Annotated in this window: 12 protein-coding genes and 1 pseudogene; 5 read left to right on the forward strand and 8 right to left on the reverse strand. The window is 67.3% G+C overall.

All coding sequences use genetic code 11. The features are described 5' to 3' along the window. Position 1: 1 nt before the first annotated feature. From ACLQI9_RS05860 to ACLQI9_RS05880, 5 genes are read right to left on the reverse strand one after another with little or no spacing between them, the layout of a single operon-like run. The gene (locus ACLQI9_RS05860; RefSeq protein WP_442377552.1) at positions 2 to 1264 is read right to left on the reverse strand and encodes a cysteine desulfurase; all 1263 of its coding nucleotides are present in this window, start codon (positions 1262 to 1264) and stop codon (positions 2 to 4) included. Continuing rightward, the gene (gene sufC, locus ACLQI9_RS05865) at positions 1261 to 2040 is read right to left on the reverse strand and encodes a Fe-S cluster assembly ATPase SufC (protein WP_442377550.1); all 780 of its coding nucleotides are present in this window, start codon (positions 2038 to 2040) and stop codon (positions 1261 to 1263) included. The genes ACLQI9_RS05860 and sufC overlap by 4 nt, the downstream gene beginning before the upstream one ends. After that, positions 2037 to 3224 (reverse strand): Fe-S cluster assembly protein SufD, encoded by a 1188-nt coding sequence (gene sufD / locus ACLQI9_RS05870; protein ID WP_442377548.1) that lies wholly within the window; start codon positions 3222 to 3224, stop codon positions 2037 to 2039. Before sufD ends, sufC begins: the two co-directional genes overlap by 4 nt. Further along, the gene (gene sufB, locus ACLQI9_RS05875) at positions 3224 to 4681 is read right to left on the reverse strand and encodes a Fe-S cluster assembly protein SufB (protein ID WP_442377546.1); all 1458 of its coding nucleotides are present in this window, start codon (positions 4679 to 4681) and stop codon (positions 3224 to 3226) included. Before sufB ends, sufD begins: the two co-directional genes overlap by 1 nt. Then, positions 4678 to 5463, reverse strand: coding sequence for a helix-turn-helix transcriptional regulator (locus tag ACLQI9_RS05880; RefSeq protein WP_442377544.1), 786 nt, complete (start codon positions 5461 to 5463; stop codon positions 4678 to 4680). Before ACLQI9_RS05880 ends, sufB begins: the two co-directional genes overlap by 4 nt. Positions 5464 to 5560: 97 nt before the next feature. Here ACLQI9_RS05880 and mptB point away from each other — a divergent pair, with 97 nt between their 5' ends. The 4 genes from mptB (at position 5561) to ACLQI9_RS05900 (ending at position 10167) form a co-directional block, all read left to right on the forward strand. After that, entirely contained in the window at positions 5561 to 7267 is a 1707-nt protein-coding gene (gene mptB, locus ACLQI9_RS05885) for a polyprenol phosphomannose-dependent alpha 1,6 mannosyltransferase MptB (RefSeq protein WP_442391286.1), read from the forward strand. Beyond that, a complete protein-coding gene (locus tag ACLQI9_RS05890) occupies positions 7264 to 8208 on the forward strand; it encodes an ABC transporter ATP-binding protein (RefSeq protein ID WP_442377540.1) in 945 nt (314 codons plus the stop codon). The genes mptB and ACLQI9_RS05890 overlap by 4 nt, the downstream gene beginning before the upstream one ends. A 94-nt stretch (positions 8209 to 8302) precedes the next feature. Then, positions 8303 to 9079 (forward strand): ABC transporter permease, encoded by a 777-nt coding sequence (locus ACLQI9_RS05895; protein ID WP_325676081.1) that lies wholly within the window; start codon positions 8303 to 8305, stop codon positions 9077 to 9079. Between the two features lie 131 nt (positions 9080 to 9210). Further along, complete coding sequence (locus ACLQI9_RS05900) at positions 9211 to 10167, forward strand: COX15/CtaA family protein (RefSeq protein ID WP_442377538.1); 957 nt, start codon at positions 9211 to 9213, stop codon at positions 10165 to 10167. Here the strand turns inward: ACLQI9_RS05900 and ACLQI9_RS05905 are convergent. Then, entirely contained in the window at positions 10117 to 10800 is a 684-nt protein-coding gene (locus ACLQI9_RS05905; protein WP_442377572.1) for a hypothetical protein, read from the reverse strand. The genes ACLQI9_RS05900 and ACLQI9_RS05905 overlap by 51 nt on opposite strands. A gap of 31 nt (positions 10801 to 10831) precedes the next feature. Here ACLQI9_RS05905 and ACLQI9_RS05910 point away from each other — a divergent pair, with 31 nt between their 5' ends. Next, entirely contained in the window at positions 10832 to 11809 is a 978-nt protein-coding gene (locus ACLQI9_RS05910) for a quinone oxidoreductase family protein (protein WP_442391288.1), read from the forward strand. 13 nt (positions 11810 to 11822) lie between these two features. On the opposite strand, the gene ACLQI9_RS05915 is transcribed toward ACLQI9_RS05910, so the two are convergent. Beyond that, on the reverse strand, positions 11823 to 12113 hold the full coding sequence (locus ACLQI9_RS05915; protein ID WP_442391290.1) for a WXG100 family type VII secretion target: 291 nt from the start codon (positions 12111 to 12113) through the stop codon (positions 11823 to 11825). A 37-nt stretch (positions 12114 to 12150) separates the two neighbouring features. Continuing rightward, a pseudogene (locus ACLQI9_RS05920) lies at positions 12151 to 12303 on the reverse strand (type VII secretion protein EsxS); the annotation flags it as partial.

Here is a 12303-nt window from a genome sequence, read left to right on the forward strand (position 1 = left end):
CTCACGCTCCGCCGAAGAAATCGATGGCATGGCGCACGCCGGCCACCAGCCGGTCGACCTCCTCGTGGGTGCTGTAGACCGCGAACGATGCGCGCGCGGTTGCGGCAAGGCCGAATCGGCGGTGCAGCGGCAATGCGCAGTGATGCCCGACCCGCACGGCGACACCGTCGTCGTCGAGCACCTGACCGACGTCGTGGGCGTGCACGCCGTCGACGATGAAAGACACTGGCGAGCCGCGGTTCTCCATCGACGTCGGCCCGATCACCCGCACTCCGTCGATAGCGGACAGGCCATCGATCGCGGCGGCCACCAATTGGCATTCGTGCGCTTCGACGGCGTCCATGCCGATGGCGCCGAGGTAGCGCGCGGCCGCACCCAGACCGACCACCTGGGAGGTCATCGGGGTGCCTGCCTCGAACCGTTGCGGCGGCTGCGCGTAGGTGGTGGCCTCCATCGTGACCGTCTCGATCATCGACCCGCCGGTGAGGAAGGGCGGCATCGACGATAATAGCTCACGCCGTCCGTAAAGAATGCCGATCCCGTTGGGGCCCAGCATCTTATGTCCTGAGAAGGCGGCGAAGTCGACGCCGAGCGCATGCAAGTCGACCGGCTGGTGCGGCACCGACTGGCAGGCGTCCAGCACTGTCAACGCGCCCACCGCGTTAGCCCGGGCGACCAATTCGGCCACCGGGGCAACCGCTCCGGTCACATTCGAATGATGGCTGAACGCGACGACCTTGACACGCTCGTCGAGCCGCAACGAATCAAGATCGATACGCCCCGTGTCGGTTACGCCGTACCAGCGCAGCGTGGCGCCGGTGCGCCGGGCCAGTTCCTGCCATGGGATCAGGTTGGCGTGGTGCTCGAGCTCGGTGGTGACGATGACATCGCCCGGGCCGATGGCACGCTCAAACCGGTTGTCCCCCAGCACATAGGACACCAGGTTCAGCGATTCGGTGGCGTTCTTGGTGAACACCAGTTCGTCGGTGTCAGCGCCGACGAACGCGGCGATGTCGGCCCGGCCCTGCTCGTAGGCATCGGTGGACTCCTCCATCAGCTGGTGCGCGCCTCGGTGCACCGCGCCGTTGGAGGTGGTGAGGAATTCGCGTTCGGCGTCGAGGACCTGCACCGGCCGCTGCGACGTGGCGCCGGAATCCAGGTACGCCAGTTGATTTCCGCCCCGCATGACACGGCTTAGGATTGGGAAATCGGCCCGGATCGCGGCGAGGTCCGGCACCGTGGGGCGACTCACCGAGACCGTCATGTCGGGCCCGGAGTGGCCGCCGTCGGCGTGAAACGCACGTAACCGTTCTCTTCGAGTTCGTCGGCCAGTTCCGGACCGCCCGATTCCATGATCCGGCCACCGACGAACACATGCACGAATTCCGGATGGATGTAACGCAGGATCCGGGTGTAGTGCGTGATCAGCAGGATGCCGCCGTGCTCAGATTCGGCGTAACGGTTGACGCCCTCGCTGACCACCCGCAGCGCGTCGACGTCCAGGCCGGAGTCGGTCTCGTCGAGAATCGCGATCTTGGGCTTCAGCAACCCCAGCTGCAGGATCTCGTGGCGTTTCTTCTCACCGCCGGAAAAGCCCTCGTTGACGCTGCGTTCGGCGAAAGCCGGGTCGATGTCGAGGGCATCCATCGCGGCCTTGACCTCTTTGACCCAGTGCCGCAGCTTGGGCGCCTCGCCGCGGACGGCGGTAGCGGCCGAGCGCAGGAAATTCGACGTCGACACGCCCGGCACCTCGATGGGGTACTGCATCGCCAAAAACAGCCCGGCCCGGGCGCGCTCATCGACGCTCATGTCCAGGACGTTTTCGCCGTCGAGCGTGATGGAGCCCGAGGTCACCCGATACTTGGGGTGCCCGGCAATCGCATAGGACAGCGTGGACTTGCCGGATCCGTTGGGGCCCATCAGAGCGTGCGTCTCGCCGGAGCGCACCGTTAGGTCGACGCCGGTGAGAATGGCGATCTCGTCGACATCGTTGGGCGCGCTAACGCTGACGTGCAGGTCTTTGATGTCCAAAGTGGTCATGAGGCGGTAATTCTCGATTCCGTGATGGCCAGTTCGTGCTCGATGGCTCTGGTGAGGCGCTCCCGCACCTCAGGAACCGCGATCTTGGCGATAATCTCTCCGAAAAAGCCGCGCACCACCAGTCGGCGGGCCTGCTCCTCGGGGATACCGCGGGAACGCAGGTAGAACAGCTGCTCATCGTCGAATCGTCCGGTGGCGCTGGCGTGTCCGGCGCCGACGATCTCGCCGGTCTCGATCTCCAGATTCGGGACCGAGTCGGCTCGCGCGCCGTCGGTGAGCACCAGGTTGCGGTTGGTCTCGAAGGTGTCCGTGCCGGTGGCCTCGGCCCGGATCAGCACGTCGCCCACCCAGACGGTGTGCGCGTCGGGCCGCGCAGACTCCGGATCGCCTTGCAGCGCGCCCTTGTACGTGACATGCGACCTGCAGTTCGGCTGAGCGTGGTCGACGAGCAGCCGCGATTCCAAATGCTGACCGTCGTCGGCGAAGTACAGACCGAGCAGTTCGGCGTCACCACCCGGCCCGGCGAACCGCGCCGTCGCCGACATTCGCACGACGTCGCCGCCAAGGGTGACCGCGACGTGCCGCAGTACGGCATCCTTGCCCAGCCGGGCGTGGTGCGCGCTGACATGGACCGTGTCGTCGGCCCAGTCGGCGATCCAGACCACGGTCAGCCGCGCGGCATCGGCGACGACGAATTCGACGTTGTCGGCATACGTTCCACTGCCGCGGTGGTCGATGACGACGACAGCTTCGGCCAGATCGTCGACCCGGATCTGCAGATGCCCGTAGGCCACCGCACCCTCACCCGGACCGTTGACGACGATCTCGACTGGGTCGTCGCTCTGCGTCTCGCGCTCGAACGTGATCAGTGTCGCCCTATTGAACGACGAGAAGGCCTGGGCGGCAACCCGGTCGGCGGGCACGCCGCCCTGACCGAGTCGTTCGTCGCCGCGCCGAACAGTTTCCACCCGGACCCCGGGCCGGTCGCTGACGGTGATGGAGGCGCTGCCGGTGGCCACCGCGGAACCGTTGTGCAGGCCGCGCAGCCGCCGCAGCGGGGTGAACCGCCAGATCTCGTCGCGTCCGCCAGGGACCTCGAAGGCGTCGACGTCGAAGGACGTGAACTGTTCGGCTTTGTTGGCGGCGATCCCTTCGACAGCTTCGGTGAGGTTGGCCTTGACCACTAGCCGACCGCGCCTTCCATCTGCAGCTCGATCAGCCGGTTGAGCTCCAGGGCGTACTCCATGGGCAGCTCCTTGGCGATCGGCTCGACGAAGCCGCGCACCACCATCGCCATTGCCTCGTCCTCGGTCAGCCCGCGGCTCATCAGGTAGAACAACTGGTTCTCGCTGACCTTGGACACGGTCGCCTCATGGCCCATCGTGACGTCATCCTCGCGGATGTCGACATAGGGATAGGTGTCGCTGCGGCTGATCGTATCGACCAGCAGCGCATCGCATTTCACGCTGGAGCGCGAACCGTGCGCACCCTTGTTCACCTGCACCAGGCCGCGATAGGACGTGCGGCCGCCGCCGCGCGCCACCGACTTCGACACGATATTGCTCGACGTGTTCGGCGCCAGATGCAGCATCTTCGCGCCGGTGTCCTGGTGCTGGCCCTCACCGGCGAACGCCACCGACAGCACTTCACCCTTGGCGTGTTCGCCGGTCATCCAGACCGACGGGTACTTCATGGTCACCTTGGACCCGATGTTGCCGTCGATCCACTCCATGGTCGCGCCGGCCTCGGCACGCGCCCGCTTGGTGACCAAGTTGTAGACGTTGTTCGACCAGTTCTGGATCGTGGTGTAGCGGCAGCGTCCACCGGGCTTGACGATGATCTCCACCACCGCCGAGTGCAGCGAATCCGACTTGTAGATCGGCGCGGTACAGCCCTCGACATAGTGCACGTAGGCACCCTCGTCGACGATGATCAGCGTCCGCTCGAACTGGCCCATGTTCTCGGTGTTGATCCGGAAGTAGGCCTGCAGCGGGATGTCGACGTGCACCCCAGGCGGGACGTAGATGAAGCTGCCGCCCGACCACACGGCCGTGTTCAGGGCGGAGAACTTGTTGTCCCCGGCCGGAATCACGGTGCCGAAGTACTGCTTGACGATGTCCGGGTGCTCACGCAGCGCCGTGTCGGTGTCCAGGAAGATGACGCCCAGTTTCTCCAGATCCTCACGGATGGAGTGGTAGACCACCTCCGACTCGTACTGCGCGGCGACACCGGACACCAGTCGCTGCTTCTCCGCTTCGGGGATGCCCAGCCTGTCGTAGGTGTTCTTGATGTCTGCGGGCAGATCGTCCCATGTCGCGGCCTGCTTCTCGCTGGAGCGCACGAAGTACTTGATGTTGTCGAAGTGGATGCCGTCCAGGTTGGCACCCCATTTCGGCATCGGCTTCTTGTCGAATGTGCGCAGGGCCTTGAGTCGGATGTTGAGCATCCACTCCGGCTCACTTTTCTTCGTTGAGATGTCGCGGACCACCGCATCGGACAGCCCGCGCAGCGCACTGGCACCGGCCACATCGGAGTCCGCCCAGCCATAGCCGTAGCGGCCCAGCGAGGCGATCGCCTGCTCCTGGGTCAACGGCTCAGCGGTGGGCACACCGGTCTTGGTGGCCTCTGGAGTGAGGGTCATAACGACGCTCCTTTGGTGCTGGTGGTGGCTTCGGCGCGAGGTGCGCGCCGAAGTGCATGTGGTGCGGCTTCGGTGGTGAGCGGGACGTGGGTGGTGCAGGCGCAGTCACCGTTGACGATGGTCGCCAGCCGCTGCACGTGGGTCCCGAGTACCTCGGCCATGGCCTGCTGCTCGGTTTCACACAACTCCGGGAACTCCTCGGCGACATGCGACACCGGGCAATGGTGCTGGCAGATCTGCACACCGTGAATCGGACCGCCGACCTGCGTCGTGGTTGCGACGTACCCGGCTTTGGACAACGCGGTCGCGATCCGCTCGGCGGTGGCTTCGATATCGGCATCGGCGCCCGAATCGGCCGCCTCGACACCGGACAAAATCGCATCGATGCGCTGGCGGGCGAAGGTGCGAACCGCGTCCTCACCGCCGATTTCGCGAAGTTGCCGCATAGCCGCGGACGCCAAGTCGTCGTAGCTGTGGTCCAGCTTGGCGCGGCCGCCAGCGGTCAACCGGTAGCGCTTGGCCGGTCGGCCCCGGCCCTCCTGCTGCCAGGCCGCTGCAGGAACCGACTCCGCCTCACCCAGCTCGATCAGCGCGTCCAGATGCCGTCGCACCCCGGCGGCGGACAGGCCCAGCCGCTCACCGATCTGCCCGGCGGTGATCGACCCGCACTCCAACAGCAACCGCACGACGGCGCTTCGAGTCTGGCCGTCGTGGGTCGAAGCTGCTGCTGCTTCGACCCCTTTGACGTACGACGGGAATTTCACAACACCAGTGTGACGCAATTCCGGTGCCGGGTCTAGGAAGGCTACCCTCTGCCAGGGTTGCGCTGGTCACACCTGACCAATCCGGCCGCTGTCTGTTGGCGGTTACGCTGCTGTGATGGCAGCCCGCCACCACCCGCTGAGTTCGTCGATTGCCCGCTTGCATGGCGACGAGCTGGCCGTGGGCCCGCCGCTCAACGACACCGAGATGGTCGCGGTTCGCCGCACCCGGGTCTTCGGCGCCACCGGCACGGTGCTGATGGGCATCGGCGCGCTGGGGGCCGGGGCACGGCCGGTGGTCCAGGATCCCACGTTCGGGGTTCGGCTGCTCAACCTGCCGTCGCGGATCCAGACGGTGTCGCTGACGATGACCACCACCGGCGCGGTCATGATGGCGCTCGCCTGGCTGATGCTGGGCCGCTTCGCGCTGGGCCAACGGCGGATGTCCCGCGGCGAGCTGGACCGCACGCTGTGGTTGTGGGTGCTCCCGCTGTTGGCGGCGCCCCCGATGTACAGCAAGGACGTCTACTCCTACCTGGCGCAAAGCCAGATCTGCCGGTTGGGACTCGACCCCTATCGGGTGGGTCCGGCGACCGGGTTGGGCCTCGACCATGTGTTCACGTTGTCGGTGCCCAGCCTGTGGCGGGAGACCCCTGCGCCGTACGGGCCGCTGTTCTTGTGGATCGGCCGCGGAATTTCGGCATTGACCGGCGAAAACATCGTCGCCGCCGTGCTGTGCCATCGGCTGGTGGTGCTAATCGGCGTGGGTCTGATCGTGTGGGCGACACCGCGGCTGGCCCGCCGCTGCGGGGTGGCCGAGGTCAGCGCGCTGTGGTTGGGGGCGGCCAACCCGCTGCTGATCATGCATCTGGTCGCCGGCATCCATAACGAGGCACCGATGCTCGGGCTGATGCTGGCCGGCACCGAGTTCGCGCTACGCGGAATCGACTCCGCGCGTCCGCTGGTGCCCCGTCCGTGGCCTGGCCTCCGGACCCACTGGCCGGATTGGGCGCCGTTGTGCATGCTGCTTGCGGGCGCGATCCTGATCACGCTGTCCTCGCAGATCAAGCTGCCGTCGCTGCTGGCTTTGGGGTTTGTCGCGATGGCGCTTGCCTGGCGCTGGGGCGGCAACCTGCGGGCGTTCCTGTTGGCGGGTGGGCTGATGGCCGGATTGGCGCTGGCAGTGATGGCCACGGTCGGCTGGGCCAGCCGGCTCGGCTTAGGCTGGATCTACACGCTCGGCACCGCCAACGTGGTGCGCAGCTGGATGTCGCCGCCGACGCTGCTTGCCCTAGGCACCGGGCAGGTCGGGATTCTGCTGGGCCTGGGCGATCACACCACCGCCGTGCTGTCGCTGACCCGCGGCATCGGCGTGTTGATCATCGCGGTGATGGTGGGCTGGCTGCTGATCGCGGTGTTACGTGGCCGGCTGCACCCGGTTGGCGGGCTCGGAGTGGCGCTGGGAGGAACGGTACTGCTGTTTCCTGTGGTGCAGCCGTGGTATCTGCTGTGGGCCATCATCCCGTTGGCCGCATGGGCGACGCGCCCTGGATTCCGGATCGCGGTGATCATCGTCACGATCGTCATCGGCGTCTTCGGTCCGACGGCCAACGGCGATCGGTTCGCGCTGTTCCAGATCGTGGACGCCACCGTGGCCAGCACCATCATCGTGGCGCTGCTGATCGCGGCGACCCATACCAGCTTGCCGTGGCGGCCGCTGCCGAGCGCCGAGTCGACCGGTGACACGGCGACACCGGATCTGGCGCCCAGCAGCGAGACCCGGCAGCCCGCGCCGGTGCCTGGCGCATACGCTGAATCCTCGTGAGCCAGGCCGTGCAAATCCCCGTGCGGTTGCGCGGGGTATGCAAGCAGTACGGCTCGGGGGCGACCGCCACCAGGGCCGTCGCCAACCTCGACCTCGACGTGCATGCCGCCGAGGTGTTGGCGCTGCTGGGCCCAAACGGTGCCGGCAAGACGACGACGGTGGAGATGTGCGAGGGGTTCGTCCGGCCCGATGCGGGCAGCATTGAGGTGCTCGGGCTGGACCCGATCGCCGATAACGCTCGGCTGCGGGCGCGCATCGGTGTGATGTTGCAGGGCGGCGGCGGCTATCCCGCGGCCCGGGCCGGCGAGATGCTTAACCTGGTGGCCTCCTACGCCGCCGACCCGCTGAACCCGCAGTGGCTGCTATCCACATTGGGTCTGGCCGACGCGGCGCGCACCACCTACCGACGGCTGTCCGGTGGGCAGCAGCAGCGGCTCGCGCTGGCCTGCGCGTTGGTCGGCCGACCCGAACTGGTGTTTCTCGACGAGCCCACCGCGGGAATGGACGCGCAAGCGCGGCTACTGGTGTGGGAGTTGATCGACGCGCTGCGCCGCGACGGCGTGACGGTGGTGTTGACCACCCACCAACTCAAGGAGGCCGAGGAACTCGCCGACCGACTGGTCATCATCGACCAAGGGGTGACCGTCGCGGCCGGAACCCCGGCAGAGCTCACCCGTAGCGGCGCCAAGGATCAGCTTCGGTTCACCGCTCCGCCACGGCTCGACTTGTCCCTGCTGGTCTCGGCCTTGCCGGAGGATTACCGGGCCTCCGAGGTGGCGTCGGGTGAGTACCTGGTGGAAGGCCCGGTGGATCCGCAGGTGTTGGCGACGGTGACGGCGTGGTGTGCCCAGATCGACGTGCTGGCCACCGACATGCGAGTGGAGCAGCGCAGCCTGGAAGACGTGTTCCTGGAGCTGACCGGCCGGGAGTTGCGGTCGTGACCGCCGGCGACAATCTAGTCCGCAGCGATGAGGTGGGGGCACGCCCCCACAAGTGGGAGGTACCCCCACCCGCTTGCGGGGGAAAGCGGCGCTTGTGACCGAATCACTTTTCCCCGCAGGCACTTTCACTCCTGACCCGCGCCCGGCAGCGGTGCCGCGGATGCTGGCCGCGCAGTTCGCACTGGAGCTGAAGCTGCTGCTGCGCAACGGCGAACAACTGCTGCTGACCATGTTCATCCCGATCACACTGCTGGTGGGTTTGACGCTGTTGCCGCTCGGATCCTTCGGCAACAACCGCGCCGCCACCTTTGTCCCGGTGATCATGGCGCTGGCGGTGATCTCTACGGCGTTCACCGGTCAGGCCATCGCGGTCGCGTTCGATCGCCGGTACGGCGCGCTCAAACGGCTGGGCGCGACCGCGCTTCCGGTGTGGGGCATCATCGCCGGCAAATCGCTGGCGGTGGTCACGGTGGTGTTCCTACAGGCAATCATCTTGGGCGCCATCGGGTTTGCGCTTGGTTGGCGGCCGCATCCGGCGGGCCTGGCGTTGGGCGCGGTCATCATCGCGCTGGGCACCGCGGGCTTCGCCGCGCTGGGTCTGCTGCTGGGCGGCACGCTGCGCGCTGAGATCGTGCTGGCGGTGGCCAACCTGCTGTGGTTCGTCTTCGCCGGACTCGGCGCGCTGACGGTGGACACCGACATGGTCGCAGCACCGGTCAAATGGGCGGCGCGGCTCACCCCGGCCGGCGCGCTGACCGAGGCGCTGTCGCAGGCGATGACCGTGTCGGTGGACTGGTTCGGCGTCGCCGTGCTGGCCGCCTGGGGCGGCCTGGCCGGCCTGGCCGCGTTGCGGTGGTTCCGGTTCACCTGACGGCCGAGCGTCGAGCGTCACGCTGGCGTGACGCTCGAACCCCATCGCCACGCCAGCGTAACGCTCGCGCGAAAATGCCGCGCTCGCGGCCCTACTACGTGACGTAGTTTTCGTTGTCCTACGATCGGGCGATGCCTGTCCGACGGTGGCTCTCGCGGCTGGTGGATCTGCTGCCCGAACCCAGGCTCGGCGCGCAGCGCCTGATCGCCGCAGTGGTCATCGTGACCCAGGGCGGTATCGCCGTCACCGGTGCGATCGTCCGGGTCACGGCGTCGGGATTGGGCTGTCCGACGTGGCCGCAGTGCTTTCCGGGCAGCTTCACCCCGGTGGCCGTCGCCGAGGTGCCCCGCATCCACCAGGCCGTCGAATTCGGGAACCGGATGATCAGTTTCGCCGTGGTCATCGCGGCGATACTGGCGGTGCTGGCGGTCATCCGGGCCCGGCGACGTACAGAGGTGTTGGTGTACGCCTGGTTGATGCCGGCCTCGACCGTGCTGCAGGCGGTGATCGGCGGCATCACCGTGCTCACCGGCTTGCTGTGGTGGACGGTGGCGATCCACCTGCTGGCATCGATGGCGATGGTGTGGTTGGCGGTGCTGCTCTACGTCAAGATCGGTGAACCCGACGAGGGCGAGCCGACCGCCACGGTGGTCCCGCCGCTGCGCTGGCTCACCGCGCTCAGCGCGACGACGCTGGCCGCGGTGCTAGTGGCCGGCACCCTGGTCACCGCGGCGGGCCCACACGCCGGCGACACCAGCCCCTATCGGACGGTGCCGCGGCTGAGGATCGAGATCACCACGCTGGTGCATGCGCACTCGTCGCTGCTGGTGGCCTATCTCGGACTGCTGGTCGGTCTGGGTTTTGGGCTGCTGGCGGTACGCGCACCCCGCCCGGTACTGCTGCGGTTGGGCGTGCTGGTGCTGCTGGTGTTCGCTCAGGCCACCGTCGGCACTGTGCAGTTCTTCACCGGAGTCCCGGCCGCGCTGGTGGCGGTTCATGTCGCCGGAGCGGCGGCGTGCACCGCAGCCACCGCCGCGTTATGGGCGTCGATGCGAGAGCGGACCGAGCCCAAGCCGGTCCAGGGCTGACTCGACGCACACCGCGAACTGCCGCTGCCCGTCGTCGCGCACGGTGTCGTCGAGCAGCTGCCAACCCAGCGACGGCGCAACCAAATCCAGCCCGGCCAATTCGGCGTCACCCGGTGCGCCGATCACATCGGCGCGGGCGTAGAGCAGCTCGTCGGCGCCGACGCCCAGATGGTCGGCCGCCGCTTGCAGGGCAGCCTGTCCAAGGTCCCACAATTCGAAGTCGGCCTCGACCGCTGCGGCCGCGTCAAACGCATGCGACTGAATGCCGCCGAGGTAAACCAGCGCCGTTCGGACGGCCGAGGCCGTCGGCCGCCGGCCCCGAATCGGCACCCCGGCATGTCGCAGATCGCGCAGATAGTGTTGGCCGGCGTTCCACGCGACGACATCGGCGCCGTTGAGCAAATTGGAAACTCGCTTGGTCCACGCCAGGAACTCGTCGCGCCGCTCGGCGTAATCGGTGCCGGTCCGCAGGATCACCAGGTCGGCGTGCAAAGTCTCCGGATCGTCCCAGGACAACCAGTGGGCATGCAGCCCTCGCTTGCGCAGCGCGGCGACCAGACCGGCGTCGTCGCCACCCTCCGAACCGACCAGCACGATCCGCGGATGACGAATGTCGGGCCGGGCCAACTTCATGTGGACTCCATGGTTGCGGATGATAGTCACCATGCGCGCAATCGAAGTCGCCGAAATCGGCGGTCCGGAAGTCCTGAGCTATGTCGAGAGGCCTCAGCCCTCCCCCGGTCCGGGCGAGGTGCTGATCAAGTCCGAAGCGGTCGGCGTGAATTTCATCGACACCTATTTCCGCTCCGGGTCTTACCCGCGCGAGCTGCCATTCGTGTTGGGCACCGAGGTGGCCGGGACGGTCGCCGCCGTCGGCGACGGCGTCACAACGCTGCAGGTCGGCGACCGGGTGGTGACGGCTGCGGCGGCGGGCGCCTACGCCGAATTCACCACCGCGTTCGCGCAATTCGTCACCCGCGTGCCGTCGGCAGTCGGCTTGGATGTGGCCGCATCGGCGCTGTTGAAGGGCATGACGGCGCATTACCTGATCAAATCGGTGTACCCGGTGAAGTCGGGCGACACGGTGTTGGTCCACGCCGGGGCGGGCGGCGTGGGGCTGATCTTGACGCAGTGGGCGACCAGTCTGGGCGTCCGGGTGATCACGACGGTATCGACACCGGCCAAAGCCGAGCTGTCCCGGCAGGCCGGCGCGACGGACGTGCTGGACTATCCGGGCGATGATCCGGAAGAGTTCGGAAGGCTTATCCGGGAGCTGACCGTCGGGGCGGGCGTGGCCGCGGTCTACGACGGCGTCGGGGCGAGCACGTTCGACGCCAGCCTGGCCAGTCTCGCCGTGCGGGGAACCCTGGCGTTGTTCGGCGCTTCCAGCGGCCCGGTTCCGCCGGTCGACCCGCAGCGGCTCAACGCCGCCGGCTCGGTGTACCTGACCCGCCCAGCGCTAGTTCATTTCACCCGCACCGGCGAGGAATTCGCTTGGCGCTCAGGAGAATTGTTCGACGCGATCGCCGAGGGTTCGCTCGATGTGACGGTGAGCCGCAGCTATCCGCTGGCGGATGCCGCCCAGGCGCACCGCGACTTGCAGGGCCGTCAGACGGTCGGTTCGATCGTGCTGACGCCCTAGCGGCTGCCGGCGTCTAGCCGCCCCACTTGGCGCCTTCGGCTTGGTCGCGGGCCAGCATCGAGGTGGTGTTGTTTTCATGGGTGCCGGCCATCGCACGGTAGGCCAACACCAACTGCTCCATGGCCTGGTTCCACTGGGCCTGCCAAGCCTGATAGCTCATCCCGGTATCACCTTGCCAACCCGCCGACAACGCCGCCTGCTCACTGGCGATGTCAGCACCCAGGCTTTGCAGCGTGCCGGCATACCCGGCCATATCGGCGGAATGGGCCAGCATCGCCGGATAGTTGTACATGATCTGCGACATCACAAATCCTTTCGTCTAAGCCATTATCGGTCGGGTTCTAGAAGCCCGGGTAGCTGCCGGCCGCAGCCGCATCGGCGGCCACATAGATACCCGCGGCATCCCCGATGTTGGCCTGAGCGATATCCAGCAGGCTGTTGATTTTCGCGGCGGCCGCCACGAAGCGGGCGTGCGCGGCCTGAAACGCCGCCGC

It is taken from the genome of Mycobacterium sp., from assembly GCF_052143115.1.
Classification (GTDB): domain Bacteria; phylum Actinomycetota; class Actinomycetes; order Mycobacteriales; family Mycobacteriaceae; genus Mycobacterium.

Coding starts and splice junctions, on each gene's coding strand:
- ACLQI9_RS05860 (WP_442377552.1), bottom strand. CDS start 1,264: ATGACGGTCTCGGTGAGTCGCCCCACGGTGCCGGACCTCGCCGCGATC.
- sufC (WP_442377550.1), bottom strand. CDS start 2,040: ATGACCACTTTGGACATCAAAGACCTGCACGTCAGCGTTAGCGCGCCC.
- sufB (WP_442377546.1), bottom strand. CDS start 4,681: ATGACCCTCACTCCAGAGGCCACCAAGACCGGTGTGCCCACCGCTGAG.
- mptB (WP_442391286.1), top strand. CDS start 5,561: ATGGCAGCCCGCCACCACCCGCTGAGTTCGTCGATTGCCCGCTTGCAT.
- ACLQI9_RS05900 (WP_442377538.1), top strand. CDS start 9,211: ATGCCTGTCCGACGGTGGCTCTCGCGGCTGGTGGATCTGCTGCCCGAA.
- ACLQI9_RS05905 (WP_442377572.1), bottom strand. CDS start 10,800: ATGAAGTTGGCCCGGCCCGACATTCGTCATCCGCGGATCGTGCTGGTC.
- ACLQI9_RS05910 (WP_442391288.1), top strand. CDS start 10,832: ATGCGCGCAATCGAAGTCGCCGAAATCGGCGGTCCGGAAGTCCTGAGC.
- ACLQI9_RS05915 (WP_442391290.1), bottom strand. CDS start 12,113: ATGTCGCAGATCATGTACAACTATCCGGCGATGCTGGCCCATTCCGCC.